15 protein-coding genes are annotated in these 18,142 nt (G+C 55.7%); 5 read left to right on the plus strand and 10 right to left on the minus strand.

The annotated features are described in order from the left end of the window. Positions 1–15: 15 nt before the first annotated feature. Together yajL and panE are read right to left on the minus strand one after the other, a co-directional pair. The gene (gene yajL, locus ACI2I2_RS10630) at positions 16–609 is read right to left on the minus strand and encodes a protein deglycase YajL (RefSeq protein WP_404657886.1); all 594 of its coding nucleotides are present in this window, start codon (positions 607–609) and stop codon (positions 16–18) included. Further along, positions 569–1,483 (minus strand): 2-dehydropantoate 2-reductase, encoded by a 915-nt coding sequence (gene panE, locus ACI2I2_RS10635; protein WP_404657887.1) that lies wholly within the window; start codon positions 1,481–1,483, stop codon positions 569–571. Before panE ends, yajL begins: the two co-directional genes overlap by 41 nt. 144 nt (positions 1,484–1,627) lie before the next feature. Here panE and ACI2I2_RS10640 point away from each other — a divergent pair, with 144 nt between their 5' ends. Next, positions 1,628–2,119, plus strand: a complete 492-nt coding sequence (locus ACI2I2_RS10640; protein ID WP_404657888.1) for a YajQ family cyclic di-GMP-binding protein — start codon at positions 1,628–1,630, stop codon at positions 2,117–2,119. Here the strand turns inward: ACI2I2_RS10640 and ACI2I2_RS10645 are convergent. Next, a complete protein-coding gene (locus ACI2I2_RS10645; protein ID WP_404657889.1) occupies positions 2,116–3,897 on the minus strand; it encodes a sigma-54-dependent Fis family transcriptional regulator in 1,782 nt (593 codons plus the stop codon). The genes ACI2I2_RS10640 and ACI2I2_RS10645 overlap by 4 nt on opposite strands. Positions 3,898–4,153: 256 nt before the next feature. Here ACI2I2_RS10645 and ACI2I2_RS10650 point away from each other — a divergent pair, with 256 nt between their 5' ends. Next, positions 4,154–5,671, plus strand: a complete 1,518-nt coding sequence (locus ACI2I2_RS10650; protein WP_154160250.1) for an aldehyde dehydrogenase family protein — start codon at positions 4,154–4,156, stop codon at positions 5,669–5,671. 60 nt (positions 5,672–5,731) lie between these two features. On the opposite strand, the gene fucA is transcribed toward ACI2I2_RS10650, so the two are convergent. The 6 genes from fucA to ACI2I2_RS10680 all read right to left on the minus strand — a co-directional run bounded on the left by fucA (position 5,732) and on the right by ACI2I2_RS10680 (position 12,655). Then, a complete protein-coding gene (gene fucA / locus ACI2I2_RS10655; protein WP_404657891.1) occupies positions 5,732–6,379 on the minus strand; it encodes an L-fuculose-phosphate aldolase in 648 nt (215 codons plus the stop codon). Between the two features lie 87 nt (positions 6,380–6,466). Beyond that, positions 6,467–7,465, minus strand: a complete 999-nt coding sequence (locus tag ACI2I2_RS10660; RefSeq protein ID WP_404657892.1) for a LacI family DNA-binding transcriptional regulator — start codon at positions 7,463–7,465, stop codon at positions 6,467–6,469. Positions 7,466–7,519: 54 nt separating this feature from the next. Beyond that, the gene (locus ACI2I2_RS10665; RefSeq protein ID WP_404657893.1) at positions 7,520–9,115 is read right to left on the minus strand and encodes an FGGY-family carbohydrate kinase; all 1,596 of its coding nucleotides are present in this window, start codon (positions 9,113–9,115) and stop codon (positions 7,520–7,522) included. Positions 9,116–9,140: 25 nt separating this feature from the next. Further along, the gene (locus ACI2I2_RS10670) at positions 9,141–10,091 is read right to left on the minus strand and encodes an ABC transporter substrate-binding protein (RefSeq protein ID WP_404657894.1); all 951 of its coding nucleotides are present in this window, start codon (positions 10,089–10,091) and stop codon (positions 9,141–9,143) included. A gap of 78 nt (positions 10,092–10,169) precedes the next feature. Beyond that, positions 10,170–11,153 (minus strand): ABC transporter permease, encoded by a 984-nt coding sequence (locus tag ACI2I2_RS10675; RefSeq protein WP_404657895.1) that lies wholly within the window; start codon positions 11,151–11,153, stop codon positions 10,170–10,172. Positions 11,154–11,155: 2 nt separating this feature from the next. Next, entirely contained in the window at positions 11,156–12,655 is a 1,500-nt protein-coding gene (locus ACI2I2_RS10680) for a sugar ABC transporter ATP-binding protein (RefSeq protein ID WP_404657947.1), read from the minus strand. Positions 12,656–13,032: 377 nt separating this feature from the next. On the opposite strand from ACI2I2_RS10680, the gene ACI2I2_RS10685 reads away from it, so the two are divergent. The 3 genes from ACI2I2_RS10685 to fucU are packed head-to-tail and all read left to right on the plus strand — an operon-like array spanning position 13,033 to position 16,681. Next, the gene (locus ACI2I2_RS10685) at positions 13,033–14,811 is read left to right on the plus strand and encodes an L-fucose isomerase (protein ID WP_404657896.1); all 1,779 of its coding nucleotides are present in this window, start codon (positions 13,033–13,035) and stop codon (positions 14,809–14,811) included. Positions 14,812–14,856: 45 nt separating this feature from the next. After that, positions 14,857–16,251 (plus strand): L-fuculokinase, encoded by a 1,395-nt coding sequence (fucK, locus tag ACI2I2_RS10690; RefSeq protein WP_404657897.1) that lies wholly within the window; start codon positions 14,857–14,859, stop codon positions 16,249–16,251. A gap of 1 nt (position 16,252) precedes the next feature. Then, complete coding sequence (gene fucU, locus ACI2I2_RS10695; RefSeq protein ID WP_404657898.1) at positions 16,253–16,681, plus strand: L-fucose mutarotase; 429 nt, start codon at positions 16,253–16,255, stop codon at positions 16,679–16,681. Between the two features lie 90 nt (positions 16,682–16,771). On the opposite strand, the gene ACI2I2_RS10700 is transcribed toward fucU, so the two are convergent. After that, on the minus strand, positions 16,772–18,136 hold the full coding sequence (locus ACI2I2_RS10700) for an MFS transporter (RefSeq protein WP_404657899.1): 1,365 nt from the start codon (positions 18,134–18,136) through the stop codon (positions 16,772–16,774). Positions 18,137–18,142 lie beyond the last annotated feature (6 nt).

An 18,142-nucleotide genomic window follows, 5' to 3' on the forward strand; every position in this document is an offset into this window, starting at 1 on the left:
CGGCGCATCAAGGAATTATTCAGAGTAGTGGTTATAAATCCCGGCGGCTAACACCAGTTGTGAGGCGACCTCATGGGCTTTTTTCTGCCCGACCAGCAGGTCGATAAGCTTCAGGCCGAAATCGATGCTGGTGCCCGGCCCCTGGCTGGTCAACAGGTTCACTCGCGGGTCCCAGACCACGCGTTTGTCCTGCCATTGGTCTTCCGGAATGGTGTCTTTCAGCCCCGGGAAACCGGTCATATTGCCAATGGGGAAGATATCGTGCGGCACTAAAACTGTGCCTGCGGCGGCGCAGATGGCGGCAACAATGCGCCCGGAGCGGTGAAATTGTTTCACCGTTTCGACCAGTAACGGGCTGTCGCGGAAACATTCCGCGCCTTTCAAACCGCCGGGCAGCACAATTGCGTCATAGTCGCCGTCGGCGACCTGAACCAGCGGCGCATCGGCCAGCAGTTTGACGCCACGAGAGCAGACAATCGCCAGTTCGCCGTCGCTGGCCACGCTCGCCGTGGTGACGCTAATGCCGCCGCGAACCAGCAGATCGATAGTGGTGACGGCTTCGGTCTCTTCACTCCCAGGGGCGAGACAAACCAGCGCTGATGCGCTCATACGCGTTCTCCTTACGTTTAATCAGTTCGAACAGACGGGCGTTTTCCGGCACCGGAATACCGTGCGCCCGGGCCCGTTTCAGCAGGTAACCGCTGATATAGTCTATTTCAGTTTGTCGCTCGGCGCGGACGTCCTGCAACATTGATGAGATGTTGGCAGCCGTGCTGTCGACAACTTGCCAGACGTAAAACAGCAAATCTTCCTGCGAGGCATGATGCCCTTCGCGTTGCATCACCGCAGCGACTTCCGCACAAATACGTTCCACTTCTTGTGGATAGTCGCGCAACTGTCCGTTCGGGCAGTTATAAATCGCGGTCAGCGGGTTAATCACGCAGTTCACGGCCAGCTTTTTCCAGCTCGCATTGCCCATGTCGTTATGCCAGGCCACGTCGGGCAGAGCGGCTTGCAACACGTCGGCAAGATGGCTGTATTCCTGCGCCATAGTATTCGCCGGGCCAATGTGTGTGATGCCGTTGGCGACATGAATGATCAGGTTGCCGTCACGACGCGCGGCCTGAGTGGTCATCCCTATCAACAGCGGTTGTTTCATTGATTGCAGCTCTTCCACGGTGCCCATGCCGTTATGAATCAGCAGGATTGGGCAACCCGGCGGCAGAAGTGGGGCCAGATTTTTGACGGCGGTAGAAATTTGCCAGGCTTTCAGCGTGACCAGTAAAAGGTCGCTGTGGGCGAGAAACTCTGGATCGTTGGCGGTCAGCAGTTCGTTGAAGATGCTGCCGTCGCGCTGCTGGAGGTTCACGCTGCACCAGGGCGCAGGCACGCGTAACCAACCCTGAACGTCGTGGCCTTGCCGGAATAGCGCAGTCAGCCATAATTGTCCAAGGGCGCCGCATCCGAGCACGGTAATCTTCATTATTCCTCCTCACCTGCTTAGGGATCAGGCGTTATGTTACTATTATAGCGCCGACCACACCCCCGCAGACACAGGTATAACAGGTTGTGTTCTCTGATGTTGCGGGTATTATGCATCGCAACAAAAAGAGAGGGAGAATAAAACATGCCATCTTTCGATATTGTCTCTGAAGTTGATCTTCAGGAAGCCAAAAACGCCGTAGATAATGCGGCACGTGAAGTCGAATCTCGTTTTGATTTTCGCGGTGTAGAAGCAACCATCGAACTGAACGAAAAGAACGAAACCATCAAGGTCCTGAGCGAGTCAGATTTCCAGGTGAATCAGCTGCTGGATATTCTGCGCGCCAAGCTGCTCAAGCGCGGCATTGAAGGCAACTCCATTGAAGTGCCAGAAGAGTTTGTCCACAGCGGCAAAACCTGGTTCGTGGAAGCGAAGCTGAAAACCGGCATCGAAAGCTCAGTGCAGAAGAAAATCGTTAAGCTGATTAAAGACAGCAAGGCGAAGGTGCAGGCGCAGATTCAGGGCGAAGAAATTCGCGTCACCGGTAAATCCCGTGATGATTTGCAGGCTGTCATGGCGCTGGTGCGCGGCGGCAACCTCGGCCAGCCGTTCCAGTTCAAAAACTTCCGCGATTAATTCCCGTCACGGGTCCGCGCGGCACGTCGATACAGCGTGCTGCGCGCCACACCCAAAGCCTGAGCTGCCTTACTGATATTGCCGTTAAAGCGTGCCAGCGTACTGGTAATGAGCGCGGTGTCATGCTGTTTCAGATTATCCGTAAGTTCAGGAATTGCCTGCCGATACTCAGCCGGTAAAGTCTCAACGCCTAGCGTTTCGCCGTCTTCAGCCAGTGCCAACAGAACCTTCATCAGGCTACGCAACTGGCGGATATTCCCCGGCCAGGCGAAGTGCGCCAGGGTGTCCAGCAGCGACGGTGAAAGCGTGATGTGCCGCGCTTGTCCGCCTAGCAGCAGCCACTGCTGATCAATAAAGGCCGGAAGCATGGGCCATTCTCTCAGCGGGGGAAGGGTCAGGGTAAATTCCTGTAGCCGATACAGCAGATCTTCGCGGAATTCTCCGTTAGCGACAAGTTGAGTCAGATTGCGGTGCGTCGCGCAAATCACGGCAAAATTCACCGGCCAGCTGCGGCTGGAACCCAGCGGGGCAACCACTTTGTCCTGCAAGACTCTGAGCAGACGGGTTTGCAGGGCAAGGGGCATATCGCCAATCTCATCAAGGAAAAGTATCCCCCCGTCCGCTTCGCGGATTTTCCCGATATAGCCGTTTTTATTCGCTCCAGTAAACGCGCCGGGCTGATAGCCAAACAGCTCTGATTCAATCAGTGATTCCGGGATGGCTGCGCAGTTGATGGCGATAAATTTCCCTTCCCGCCAGCGGCTGTGCTGGTGCAGCGTCTGGCTGACAAACTCTTTCCCGCTGCCGGTTTCTCCCTGAACGCAGAGTGACACTCCCGCATTGAGCAGACGCACCATTTTTTCGCCCTCCTGCTGCAGCGAAAAAGGCCAGGCGACGGCGGGTTTTGGCGGCACGCTGACGAGGCTTTGTGCTGGAGCACGCAGGCGGTAAAAGTAAGTCTGAGCATTACAGGTCACCGGCACGGGCACCGTGCTGGCCGTTTGTTTCAGCAGCGGGAAGAGCTGTCCAAACGTCATCTGACCGAGCCGTCCTGCGTCAATGCCCAGTCTGCGCAGCGCCAGGCGGTTGGCTGCAATCAGCGTATTGTCGGAAAAGACCAGCAGGAGCTCTTCGACGCTGTCGAGCTTTTGCGGGTCAGGGTGCAAACTCATCAGCCACTGCTGCGGATGAAGACTCTGTTTAACCCACAGATACTCAATCTGCCTGGCAGCACTTTTGACCCACGCCAGCGTGTGCGTATGCGAGAAATGCGCCGGGCCGGAGATATCCAGCACGCCTGCAATCTGACCGTCCGGTGTTTGCAGGGGAACGGCGGCGCAATACAGGTTCTGATTGCTGGTGAGAAAATGCTGTTCACCGTCTATCTCGCAGCTGTCATCAATGGCAAGCGCCGTGCCAATCGCATTGGTTCCCCGGCCACTTTCGCTCCACAATGTGCCCGGCGACAGGGCAAAACGCTGCGCTTTTTCCATCGCGCTCAGGTTGCCGACCGTCTGCAACACGATGCCTGAGGCATCCGTTAAGACCACCACTGACTGGGTTGCCGTCAGGTTTTCCGCCAGATGGTTGACCGTGGGTGAGGCATAACGTTGTAATCCGGAATGACTGGCGAGACGATCGGCCAGTTCTCCCTGGCCCAGCAACGGGAAATCTTCAGCGTTGCGTTCCAGACCATACAGCTCGCTGCGAAACCACGACTCGCGTAGCAGTGGGTTGTTGTGAGCATGGCTCAGGCGGTCGGTTGATTTTCCCTGCATCGAACACCTCAATGGAACGAAAAGTGTTGCGATATTGTAGCTTAAAGGTTTCTTTGGTGTTGCGTTGTGCGACACGGAAGCGAACATTGCTGCGACAAATTCATCCAGCCTGCGGTTTTTAATGATTAACGTGATGAAAATAAATGTCTTTTTCAGGCGTTGAAATTCTGGCATGCCCAATGCATGGGCTGAACAGCAGTGCGCGAGACCAATAGAGTCACGCCGCTGTATCTCAACCCTACAGAAGGAGTTCGCCATGCGTTATGCACATCCTGGCAAGCCAGGTGCTCTGATTACCCTGCAGGCCACTTACGGCAATTACATTGACGGTCAGTTCGTCGAACCTGTTAACGGCGAGTACTTCATGAATACCTCTCCCGTCGATGGGAGCGATATCGGCAAGTTCCCCCGTTCCGGCGCGGCGGATATCGACAAGGCGCTGGATGCCGCCCATCGCGCGGCGGCGGCCTGGGGGAAAACCTCCGCACAGCATCGCTCTAACTTGCTATTACAGGTGGCGGATCGGATTGCCGAGAATCTGGAGATGCTGGCGATTGCCGAAAGCTGGGACAACGGCAAACCTGTGCGTGAAACCCTGAATGCCGATATTCCCCTGGCGGTGGATCATTTCCGCTACTTCGCCGGTTGTTTGCGTGCCCAGGAGGGCAGTACGGCGGAGATCGACGAAAATACCGTGGCTTATCACTTCTATGAGCCGCTGGGCGTGGTGGGGCAAATTATCCCCTGGAACTTCCCGCTGTTGATGGCGGCATGGAAGTTGGCTCCGGCGCTGGCGGCGGGGAACTGCGTGGTGCTGAAGCCCGCAGAGCAGACGCCGTTAAGCATTACGCTGCTGATGGGCATCATTGGCGATCTGTTCCCGGCGGGCGTGGTGAACATTGTCCAGGGCTATGGCCGTGAAGCGGGTGAGGCGCTGGCGACCAGCAAGCGCATTGCAAAAATCGCCTTCACCGGATCAACGCCGGTCGGACGGCACATCATGGCTTGTGCGGCGGAAAATATTATTCCCTGCACCGTAGAACTGGGCGGAAAATCGCCGAATATCTACTTTGCCGATGTGATGAACGCCGAAGAGTCGTTCATTGAAAAAGCCGTTGAGGGGTTGGTGTTAGGCTTCTTCAACCAGGGCGAAGTGTGTACCTGCCCGTCGCGTGCGCTGATCCATGAGTCTATCTATGAGCCGTTCATGGAACGCGTGATGGCGAAAATTGCCAACATTCGCCGCGGTGACCCGTTTGATACCGACACCATGATTGGCGCACAGGCCTCACGGCAGCAGTACGATAAGATAATGTCTTATATCAATATTGCTCGCGAAGAGGGCGGGAAAATCCTGACCGGCGGCGATCGGGCGGTGGTCAACGATCTGGATAACGGCTTCTATATTCAGCCGACGCTGATCAAAGGCACCAACGCCATGCGCAGCTTCCAGGAGGAGATCTTTGGCCCGGTGATCGGCATTCTGACCTTTAAGGATGAAGCGGAAGCGCTGGCCCTGGCGAACGATACGCAGTATGGCCTGGGGGCCGGTGTCTGGACCCGTGACAGCAACCTCGCATACCGCATGGGAAGAGGCATTAAAGCAGGCCGCGTCTGGACGAACTGTTACCACGTCTACCCGGCTCATGCGGCGTTTGGCGGTTACAAGCAGTCTGGCGTAGGCCGCGAAACCCACAAAATGGCGCTGGACGCCTACCAGCACACCAAAAATATCCTGGTGAGCTACGGGACGGATCCCCTGGGCCTGTTCTGAGTTCTGATACAAAAGCGGCCTCCTGACGGGGGCCGCTTGTTTTGTACCGTACTTCTGCTGTTATTCCTCAATGCGCAATCCGTAGCTCTTAAATTTCTCCAGCACGACGGCTATCTCTTCGTCCGGTAACACCGGCACATTTTCGGTGACCGCTAACGTTGCCAGATACAGCTTCGCCAGCACCTCCACTTCTTGTGCCAGCCACAGTGCTTTTTCCAGATTCTGTTCACAGGCAATCAGCCCATGATGTTGAAGCAGCGTAGCTTTGCGGTTACGCATCGCAACGGCCACGTGTTCTGACAGCGCTTTAGAGCCGAAAGTCGCATAGGGCGCGCAGGGAATAGAATTGCCCCCGGCGGCGGCAATCATGTAGTGAATGGCCGGAATAGGGCGGTTCAAAATCGACACGGCGGTGCAGTGAATGGCGTGATTATGCACCACGGCATTCGCTTCAGGGCGAGTCAGATAAACGGCCTGATGAAAGCGCCATTCGCTTGAGGGCAGTTTGCCCTCTTCGTGACGGCCTTGTGCATCGACATACACAATGTGGCTTTCAGTGAGTTTTTCGTAAGGAATGCCGGTGGGCGTAATCAGCATGCCGTTATCGTATCGGGCGCTGATGTTGCCCGCCGTGCCCTGATTCAGGCCAAGACGGGTCATTTCCAGACAGGTTTCAATAATTTCGCGTGACAGTTGTGATCGTTCCATTTCTTTCTCCGGGTGACGCGAGGCAAAAGGAAGCCACTGGAGAAGCGCAGGCCTCTCCAGACAACGGCATAACAGGCGTAATTAACGTTAAGCGCGACGCGCGCGTTTAATCAGTTTCATTTTTACTTTCACGGTTTCAGTTACCGGGTCGCCCTCGATGGCGCGCTGCATAATCTCGAACGCTTTTTCGGCCCAGGTATGTTCATCCTGCTGCATCGACCAGACGTTATTGGCCAGAAACCCCAGCATGGGATGTTCGTCGAAGGTGCCGATGTTGATGTCAGGCGGCACTTCGCCAAATTTGTCGCGAAGGGCTTCAATCGCGCCTTCCAGAACCGGCAACGACGAGGCAATAAAAGCTTCAGGTGCAGGATGGGTATCCAGCAGCTGAGTCATGATTTGATGGCCGCCTTCCGGGGTGTTTTCCGCCCCGCGTTGCACCCAGTCCTGATGCTCAATACCGTGCTTTTTCAACGCAGTCAGATAGCCCGTCAGACGATCGCTGATACTCGGCAATTCGGCATCTCCCACCAGGAACCACAGCGGCGATTTACCTGCGGCCAGTAGCGCTTCGGTGAGTTTCTGCCCACCTTCGGCGTTATGACTTTCGACCAGCGCGTTATCGGTAAATTTAAAATCGCGGTCCAGCAGCACCAGCGGCTTTTTCACCAGCCGCAGATGATGCTGCTGGTTTTCCAGCGAGGTCGGAACAATAAACAGCCCGTCGAGATTACGAGCAATCAGTGACTGCACCAGCTTGTTCTCATAATCAACATCGTTATAGGTACAGCTGATGGTTAGCTGATACCCCGAACGGCGACAGCGCAGCTCCAGTTTTTCGGCCAGGGTGGCGAAGAACACGTTGGAAATGTTCGGCACGATGAGGCCCAGCGTCTCGGTTTTGTTCAGCTTCAGGCTGCGGGCGGAATGATTGAGCACGTAGCCGTAGCGTTCCACGTGCTGGTTTATCCGGCTCTGGGTTTTCACGCTGATCCGGTACTGTTCCGCTTTTCCGCCCAACACCAACCGGACGGTGGTCACCGACAGGTTAAGGTCATTGGCAATTTGTTCCACTGTTTTGGCCATCACTGAGCTCCGCAGGCTTCCATAAAGAAAAACATAGCCGACATCATAGAAGGATTAGGCATCATAGTCGTTATTCATCAGGTGGTTAAGCTGCTGTTGGTGATCCCAAAGGGTCAGATACACCCGATATTTGCGTTGATGAAACGCCCGGCGCGCCGGGTTCGCCGCGACGAGTTGTCCTGGTTGAACCATGGCACTTGCGGCTGCGGACATGTCTGGATAGGTACCGCTGGCGACCGCGCCGGTAATGGCTGCACCGAGTGTGACGGCATCTTCTTCCGCCATGAGCTGAATATCACAGCCGGTGACATCGGCATACTCGCGCAGCCACAGAGGATTATGGCTTGCGCCGCCGCACAGCGCGATGCGTTCCACGGTATGTCCGTTTTCACGCATCACGTCCAGAATATGGCGCGTGCCGTAGGCGATAGCCTGTAACGTTGCCAGATAGAGCCGAGCGAGGGCGCTTTCGCCTTGCTCAAGTGTCAGCCCGCAAACCGTACCGCGTGCGTCTGCTCGTGCGCGTGGCGAGCGATTACCGTGATGATCGGCAAGCACATGCAGATTTTGCGTGGGGTCTTTTTCTGCGGCTTCGAGGACCGCGACCCACTCATTGATGAGTTCGACAGGATGGCAACCTCGCGCTTTGGCTTTGGCGAACAACTCCGCGCTGGAGTAATGCTCTCTCAGCGTCCAGTCGACCAGGGCGCCTGCCGCGCTTTGTCCGCCTTCGGTTAACCAAAAATCCGGCAACATCGCTGACCAATAAGGGCCCCAGACGCCGGGTGTCATGAGCGGTTGAGGATGGCTGATCATGTGACAGTTCGAGGTGCCGCTTATCAGGGCGACGGTACCAGAAGGATTTGCAGCAGTCAGCGCAACGCCGCCTGCGTGGGCATCAATCATCCCTGTGGCGACAACCACATTTGTCGACAGACCCATTTCCGCAGCCGCCTGTGGCGTTAATTGCCCGGCGCGAGTACCCGGCGCAAGAATACGCGTTGGCACTTTATCCAGCAGCGGCGTGAGGCCAACCGCCGCTAGCAAGGAGTCGCTAAATCGGTGTTCGTGTGCCAGATAGTTCCATTTGCAGGTGAGGGTGCAAAGGCTGGCGACATCCTCGCCGGTGGCTTTCCAGACCATAAAATCGGCCAGGTCGAAAAAGCGGTATGCCTGCTCCCAGGTTTGCGGATGGTGATGCTTGAGCCAAAGGACTTTTGGCAGCTCCATTTCAATACTGATTTCACCGCCGACATAGCGTAGCGCCGGGTCGCCGGTGCGATTAAGCTGGCGAGTTTCTTCATCGGCGCGATGATCCATCCACATGATGATATCGTGGTCAGGGCTGCCGTGAGGCGAGGCCGACAGCCCTTTTCCCTGGGCATCGATAGCCACCAGTGAACAGGTGGCATCGAAGCCGATGGCGCAAACGTGAGCCGCGTCGATACCGGCAAGAGAGACGCTTTCACGCACTGCCTCGCAGGCATGTTGCCAGATTTCAGCAGACGACTGCTCCACGCGTTCCCCGCCGGGACGAAACTGAGACAGCGGGCGGGTGGCGAAAGCCAGGCGCTTGCCCTGACGGTCGTATATTCCAGCCCGAACGCTGCCTGAGCCGACATCCACACCCACAAAATAGCTGCTAGTCATCTTCATTCCTCAACGGGGTTTATCGTTATTTTTTGCCCAGCGGGTAGAGCAGTTTGTCGACTTCCGGCGTATCGATATTTTTCGCGTTCACGTATTTCACCGGAATATCGATTTGCTTCGGCACGCTTTGACCCGCCACTGCCGCGTTCAGTGCTTTAAGCCCCTGATAACCAATCTGGTAGGCATCCTGCACCATAAAGCCCTGAATCACGCCGCTTTTCAGGAAACCAATGATAGCTTCAGTGCTGTCAAAGCCGATGACTTTCACTTTGCCCTTCAGGCTCTGGCTGTCGATGGCGTTCGCCACACCCAGTGTAGCCCCTTCATTGGTGGCGTAAATCCCCGCCAGGTCCGGGTTGGCTTGCACCATATCGATAGTTTTATCCATCGCTTTTTGCGGATCGCCATCGCTGTATTGCACCGGCAGTACCTGAATATTAGGGTACTTCGCTTTCATTTCTGCGGAAAAACCTTCGGAACGTTCGATGGCTGACGTGGTCCCGGCGACGTGTGCAATAATCCCGACTTTGCCTTTCCCGCCCACCTGTTCAGCCAGCGCATCGGCAGCCTGTGCCCCGGCTTTGCGGTTGTTGGTGGCGACGAAGCTTGCCGGAATGTCAGATTCCACGCCGGAGTCAAACGTCACGACTTTAATGCCACGGCTGTTCGCGGTTTCAACCAGCGGAGCCAACGCATTCGCGTCGAGTGCCGCCAGCAGCAGGCCATTCGGCTTCTGCGCCATGGTGTTTTCCACCAACTGGATCTGCTCCGCAATCTGCGTTTCATCCGCCGGGCCAACGTAGCTGGTTTTATCGCCCAGCTCTTTCGCCGCGGCTTCGGTCCCCATTTTGACGGTCTGCCAGAACTCATGCTGGAAGCCTTTACTGACCACCGGCAGGTTGTAATCTTTTGCCAGCGCGCTGCTGGTCATCACCGCGACGAGAGAGAGTGCATACAGAAATTGCCTGGTTTTCATTTTTGTACTCCGTACTGAGGGAAGAACCCTATACGTCAGGGCAGGTAAGGGTGCCCGGCATCACCGCCGGACGCTGTTTTAACGCATTTTTTTACGCAATGTGTCGAGATACACCGCAGCAATAACCACCACGCCCATCGCCACCATCTGCCAGAACTGCGAGACGCCCATCAGGTTGAGGCCGTTTTTCAGCACGCTCATGATGAAAGCGCCGATGATGGTGCCGCCGATGGTGCCGATACCGCCCATCAGGCTGGTGCCACCAATGACCACCGCGGCGATGGCTTCCAGTTCATAACCCACACCGACAGTCGGCTGGCCGGAATTGAGGCGCGAGGCGAGGATCACGCCGGCGATACCGGTCAGCAGACCGCAGAAGGCGTAAACAAAGATTTTGACCCGGCGTACTTTGATACCGGAAAGGTGTGCCGCCGTTTCATTACTGCCCACGGCGTAGACGTAGCGACCAATGACGGTTTTTTTCAGGATGTACGCGGAGAACAGCGCCACAATCACCAGATAGAACACCGGGTAAGGCAGAACATCAAACAGGCGACCCTGCGCCAGCAGTTTGAACATCGGGTATTCAGAGAAGTAAATGGCGCGCCCATCAGTCATCACCATATTGATGCCGCGTACCGACATCATCAGCCCCAGCGTGGCAATAAAAGGCGGAATGGCCGCACGTGTGACGAGGAACGCGTTGACGTAGCCACAAAGGCCGCCAGCCAACACGCCACCCAGCACGCACAACGGCAGTGGTAAGCCGAAGCCCGCGCAGATACCCACGACCACGCCGGAAAAGGCCACCACCGAGCCGAGCGACAGGTCGATACCCGCGGTGATAATCACAAACGTTACGCCGATAGCCATAATGCCAATCACCGAGGTTTGCAGGGCGATGGTCATCAGATTTTCGGTGTTAAAGAAGAACGGTGAACTGAAGCTGAAAAAAAGCACCAGCAGGATCAGGCTGAACAGCGGCGCCAGACGCATCAGCAGGGCTTTGTTCACTTTCATTTTGTGCTGCTCACTTTTTGCAGGGGTGACAGTGATGCTCATGGTTAATCCTCCAGCGTCGCGTATTGCATGATTTTTTCCTGGGTGGCGCTTTGCGCCTGAACTTCACCGGTAATTCGGCCACCGCGCATGACCAGAATGCGGTCGCACATGCCCAGGACTTCCGGGAGCTCAGACGAAATCATGATGATGGATTTGCCTTTAGCGACCAGCCGGTTCATTAACTCGTAAATTTCCAGCTTCGCGCCGACGTCGATGCCGCGGGTCGGTTCATCAAAAATCAGGATGTCGGTGTCTTTGCAGACCCAGCGGGCAATAATGATTTTCTGTTGATTACCGCCGCTGAGGTTCAGCGCGGCCTGTTGCAGGTGAGGCGTTTTGATACGCAGGGCTTTGACTAATTCGCTGCTGGTTTTCTCGCAGGATTTTTCGTCCACGTTACCCAAGCGGCTGCTGAATTCGGGGTAGTTGCCGAGCATGATGTTCTCTTCCACCGACAGCCCGAGCGCCAGCCCCTCTTTTTTACGGTCTTCCGTGAGGTAGCTGATGCCCTGACGAATGGCATCGGCGACGTCTTTAATCACGATGTTTTTGCCGTTGAGCGTTAAGGTGCCGCAATCAATCGGGTCGGCACCAAAAATCGCGCGTGCAAGTTCGGTACGTCCGGCACCCATCAGCCCCGCAAGGCCAAGAATTTCGCCACGATGCAGCGTGAAACTGATGTCGTTAAGCACCTCTTTGCGCTGCAAGTTTTTCACTTCCAGCACCGGGACTTTCTCGGTTTGTGGCGGGCGTTTGGGGTAGATATTGCCCAGATCGCGACCGACCATCATCGCGATAAGCTCGCTAATCTGCACCGTTTCATAATCAACGGTGGCAATAAACTGGCCGTCGCGCATCACCGTGGCCCGGTCGGCAATCAACGCTAACTCTTCCAGCCGGTGTGAGATATACACAATGCCGGTGCCGCGCGATTTGAGCAGACGCGTGACCTTAAACAGGCTTTCGATTTCACTCTCGGTCAGCGCTGCCGTGGGTTCATCCATGATCAGGACTTTGGCGTTAACGGAAATCGCCTTGGCAATTTCCACCATCTGCTGCTGAGCAACGGTTAAATCCGCCACCCTGGTTTGGGGTGAAATCGAAAGATTGAGCTGTGCCAGAATATCGATAACCGCCTGGCGTTGGCTTTTCTCATCCAGCCGCCAGCTCGTGTTCTTACGAAACTCGCGGCCGATATAGATATTTTCCTCAACGGTCAGGTCAGGGAAGAGGTTAAATTCCTGATGAATAATGGTGATCCCGGCGTGCTGCGCACTGAGCGGATCGCTGAACGCCACCTTATTGTTTTCGAAAACGATCTCGCCTTCATCGGGCTGATAAACGCCAGAGAGAATTTTCATCAGCGTCGATTTTCCGGCGCCATTCTCCCCCAACAGCGCATGCACTTCACCGGGCCGCAGGTTAAAACTGACGTTGCTGAGTGCCAACACACCGGGAAAACGCTTGGTGATGTTGCTCATCTGCAAGAAAGTCTCTGACATCATTAGGTTTTCTCCGGATGTTATCGCAATCACTTTTTAGCTAATTCGAATTAGCTTGTGCTGATAAAAGCTATTTCACGGTGGAATTTTCGCCAAATTATTTGTTTTTAAATTGTGACGCGCTGCAAGTGAATTTGTTTAACGCGATGAATTTTAATTATTTATTGTTTTTTAGCTGAAACGAGTTATCTGACGCTGATCGAATTTTGACCTCTGATCGTGAAGGTGTTCACAGAACAACCACAAAGTAGTTGAGCAAAATTTCAATGCACTTCTAAGCTAATTCGAGTTAGCAAATTCTGGTTTTCATGCTCAATCGGCCTGCCGGGTCCACCGCGCCGTGCCTGTACGGGCAATAGCCATCACGAGGAGTGAAGATGAAATCGAAAAAACTGTTACCGAGAATTGGCATTCGTCCGGTGATTGACGGGCGTCGGATGGGCATTCGCGAATCGCTGGAAGAGCAGACCATGAACATGGCGAAGGCCACGGCGGCGCTGCTGCAGGAAAAGCTGCGCCACCCTTGCGGCAGCCAGATTGAGTGCGTGATTGCCGATACCTGTATTGCCGGGATGGCCGAGTCTGCCGCCTGTGAAGAAAAATTCGCGGCGCTGAATGTCGGGCTGACCATCACCGTTACGCCTTGCTGGTGTTACGGCAGCGAAACGATTGATATGGACCCACTGCGACCAAAAGCCATTTGGGGTTTTAACGGCACTGAGCGTCCGGGTGCGGTTTATCTGGCTGCTGCTTTGGCTGCACATAACCAGAAAGGCCTCCCGGCATTTTCCATTTATGGTCATGAAGTGCAGGACGCGGGGGACACGTCTGTTCCGGCTGATGTGGAAGAAAAACTGCTGCGATTTGCTCGTGCAGGGCTGGCGGTTGCCAGCATGAAGGGCAAAAGTTATCTGTCACTGGGCGGCACCTCGATGGGGATTGCGGGCTCGATTGTCGATCACAATTTCTTCGAATCGTGGCTGGGGATGAAAGTGCAGGCGGTCGACATGACCGAGTTGCGTCGTCGCATGGATAACCAGATTTACGATGAAGAGGAACTGGCGCTGGCGGTGAGCTGGGCGCAGGAAAAATTCCGCTTTGGCGAAGATAAAAATGCCGCCAAATATCGTCGCAGCGAAGAGCAAAATCGCGACATTCTGCGTGAAAGTCTGCTGATGGCCATTTGCATTCGCGACATGATGCAGGGCAATCCTAAACTTGCAGAAAAAGGCCGCGAGGAGGAGGCGCTGGGTTACAACGCCATTGTGTCGGGCTTCCAGGGGCAGCGTCACTGGACGGATCAATATCCTAATGGCGACACCGCAGAAGCGCTGCTCAACAGTTCGTTTGACTGGCACGGCGTGCGTCAGCCGTATGTGGTTGCCACGGAAAACGACAGCCTCAACGGCGTGGCGATGTTGTTCGGTCACCTGATGACTGGCACCGCGCAGATTTTTGCCGACGTGCGCACCTTCTGGTCGCCGGATGCGGTTAAACGTGTCACCGGGAAAGCGCTCACCGGCCATGCGCAGCACGGCATTATCCATCTGATTAACTCCGGTTCAGCAGCGCTTGACGGCACCGCTCAACAAACCGATGCTGAAGGCAAACCAACCTTAAAACCGCACTGGGAAATCAGCCAGAAAGAGGCCGACGCCTGTCTGGAAGCGACGCGCTGGTGCCCGGCGGTGCATGAATATTTCCGCGGCGGCGGCTATTCCTCTAACTTCCTGACCCGTGGCGGCGTGCCGTTCACCATGACGCGCGTGAACATCATCAAAGGCATCGGCCCGGTGCTGCAAATTGCGGAAGGCTGGAGCATTGAACTGCCTGAAGATGTGCATAAAACACTGGATAGCCGAACCGATTCCACCTGGCCAACCACCTGGTTTGCGCCACGTCTGACGGGCAACGGTCCGTTCAAAGATGTCTGGTCGGTGATGTCGAACTGGGGCTCCAACCACGGAGTGCTGACGGTCGGGCATGTGGGCGCTGAGTTTGTCACGCTGGCGGCGATGCTGCGTATTCCGGTCTGCATGCACAACCTCGAAGAGGAGCAAGTCTGGCGTCCTACCGCGTGGGCCGCGCACGGCATGGATCTGGAAGGGCAGGATTATCGCGCCTGCCAAAATTACGGCCCGCTGTACAAACGTTAATGGAGTGGAGCGCGGGGTGCTACCTCGCGCTCATCGGGAGGGACGATGAAAGACTGTTTTCTGGTTCTCGATTGCGGGGCGACAAACGTGCGGGCGATGGCGCTGAACCCACAAGGTACAGTCGTTGCACGTGCGAGCATCGCTAATGCCAGTGAGCCCGCAACGGAAGACTCCAGTTGGCACCAGTGGTCGCTGGACGCCATCATGCAGCGTTTTGCGCATTGCTGCCGGGAAGTGCAGACCCAGCTTACGGGCTACAGAATTGCCGGGCTGACGGTCACCACGTTTGGCGTCGATGGCGCGCTGGTAGATAACGCCGGAGAGTTGCTTTATCCCATCATTAGCTGGAAATGCCCGCGCACAACGCCGGTGATGAACACCGTCCTGCAACAGGTTTCTCCTGAGTGGCTGCAAAAAACCAGCGGCGTCGGGCATTTCAGTTTTAACACCCTCTATAAGCTGTTTTGGTTGAAGCAATACCATCCTGATCTGCTGACAAAAGCGCACCGCTGGCTGTTTATCTCGTCGCTGATTAATCAACGTTTGACGGGCGAATTCACCACCGACCGCACCATGGCGGGAACCAGCCAACTGCTGTCGTTGCAAAGTGGAGACTTCAGCGCCTCCATCCTCGATTTAGTGGGCGTCCCGGAGTCACTCTTTCCGCCGCAGGTCACGCCAGGGGAATGCGTCGGACAGCTGCTTCCCACGATGGCGGCGTTTCTTGGATTACCGCCTGCTTTACCGGTCATATCCTGCGGCCACGACACTCAGTTCGCGCTGTATGGCGCAGGGGCTGATATCGATCAGCCAGTGCTTTCTTCCGGCACCTGGGAAATCCTGATGGTCCGCAGCCGCAAAATCGACAGTCAAAAACTGGCGGCTTGCCCAGGCTCAACCTGCGAACTCGACAGTGAACCTGGCGTGTACAACCCCGGCATGCAGTATCTGGCCTCTGGCGTACTGGAGTGGTTACGCACGTTGCTGGGCGATGCGCAGACGCCGTGGCAAGACATTGTGGAACAAGCGCGCCGCATTCCTGCCGGATGCGAAGGCGTGAGGATGAATTGCGAGCTGCTGACGCATCCTCAAGCTGGCTGGGAAGGGGTTTCTTTAGGCACGACACGTGGACATTTGTATCGCGCAGCGCTGGAAGGATTAACGCGCCAGCTGAAAGACAATCTTGCCCGACTGGAACAAGCCGCGGGGTTCAAAACACGTGAATTGCTGCTGGTGGGCGGAGGAAGCCGCAATACGCTCTGGAATCAGATGAAAGCCGATGCACTGGGCATTCCGGTAAAAGTGTTGGATGAAGCCGAAACCACCGTACTGGGTGCCTCTTTTTATGGCTGGAGCGGTGTCGGATTCTATCCGACCGCCAGCGCCGCGCGAGCCGCTGTTGAGTATCGCTACCGCGTTTATACGCCACAGGAAAACTGACATGCTGAAAACTATCTCACCTTTGATTTCACCTGACTTGCTGAAAACGCTGGCCGAAATGGGACACGGCGATGAAATCATTTTCGCCGACGCGCACTTTCCTGCGCACAGCATCGGGCCACAGGTGATTCGTGCGGATGGCCTGAAAATCGATGCGTTGTTAAAGGCAGTCATTCCGCTGTTTGAACTGGACAGCTATGCCGAGCCCTTGGTGATGATGGCCCCGGTTGCAGGCGACCAGCTTGATAAAAGCGTGGAGGCTCGCTATCTGAAGGCTTTATTTGGCGAAGATGAGATGACGCCTGTCAGTCGAATCGATCGCTTTGCCTTTTACGAACGCGCGCAGAAAGCTTTTGCGATTGTCGTCACCGGCGAGACGGCGAAGTATGGGAATATTTTATTGAAGAAAGGGGTGACGCCGGAGTCCTGATTTTGCCCGGTGGCGCTGCGCTGACCGGGCCTGCAAATTAACGAAATCGTAGGCCGGGTAAGGCGACGCCGCCACCCGGCAATTTGTAACTCAAACGGCTTTGATAACCTGCTCCACTTCGAAGCGGTTGGTCACTTTGCTGTCAATTTTGACATAGGCAGAACGCTCAGCCGCAACCACCAACACTTCTTTCACGCCTTCTTTTGCCAGCAGGCGTGATTTCAGATTTTCATCAGCATCAACGTCGTCCGGGATCGCCACGCGCAGGCTACTGACGTAAGGCGGTTCCTGCATCGTCATGGCGACTAACAGCCAGACTGTTGCCAGCAGCGCGCCCATCAAAAAGACGGTTTGTGAATCAAAGAAACCATCAACCCAGCCGCCTAATGAGCCGCCAATCGCCACGCCGAGGAACTGGCTGGTGGAGTAAATTCCCATCGCCGTGCCTTTATAGCCTGCTGGCGATTCTTTGCTGATAAGCGAGGGCAGCAGGGCTTCCATCAGGTTAAATGCCAGGAAGAATAACTGCACGCCTGCGACCAGCTCCCAGAAGTAAGAACCGGAACCCCACAGTACGATTTCTGCGATCAAAATCAGGGCGATGCACACCAGGAACACGCGCTTCATGCGGCGTTTCACTTCGGCGTAGATGATGAACGGCACGACGGAGACAAACGAAATCAGCATTGTCGCCAGATAGATTTTCCAGTGCTCGGCTGCCGGGAAACCTGCGGCTTCGAGCTGGCCGGGCAGGGCGACAAACGTCGACATCAGCAGGATGTGCAGGCACATAATGCCGAAGTTCAGCTTCAGCAGTTTTGGCTCCATCAGCACTTTACTGAAGCAGCCTTTCACCATGCCAGACTCGCGGTTCAGCACATGGTTTTCGCTGTTGGGCACCACCCAGAGGGTCAGCAGAATAGCGAGCGTCGCCAGGCCCGCAATCATCCAGAATAAGGCGTGCAGGCCGAGCTTGTGGGTCACGATAGGGCCCAGCACCATCGCGATAGCGAAAGTAACGCCGAAGCTGACGCCGATAAAGGCCATCGCTTTGGTACGGTTCTGTTCACGAGTGAGGTCAGAGAGCAGCGCCATGACCGCGGCGGCAATTGCGCCAGAGCCCTGCAATGCCCGGCCGAGAATAATGCCCCAGATAGAATCCGAGAGGGCTGCAATCACGCTGCCGAGGACAAAAATCAGTAATCCGCCGACAATCAGCGGTTTGCGGCCGATGCGGTCGGAGAGCAGGCCAAAAGGAATCTGGAAAACAGCCTGTGCCAGGCCGTAAATGCCGATGGCCAGGCCAATCAGCGCTTCGCTCGCGCCCTGAAGCGCCATGCCGTATGTGGTCAGAACAGGCAGGACCATAAACATGCCGAGCATGCGCAATGAGAAAACGGTCCCTAAACCCCAGGTTGCGCGCAGTTCCCCTGGTGTCATTTTAAAATCGTTCATTTCCAC

This window comes from Scandinavium sp. NPDC088450, assembly GCF_044900545.1.
GTDB lineage: Bacteria > Pseudomonadota > Gammaproteobacteria > Enterobacterales > Enterobacteriaceae > Scandinavium.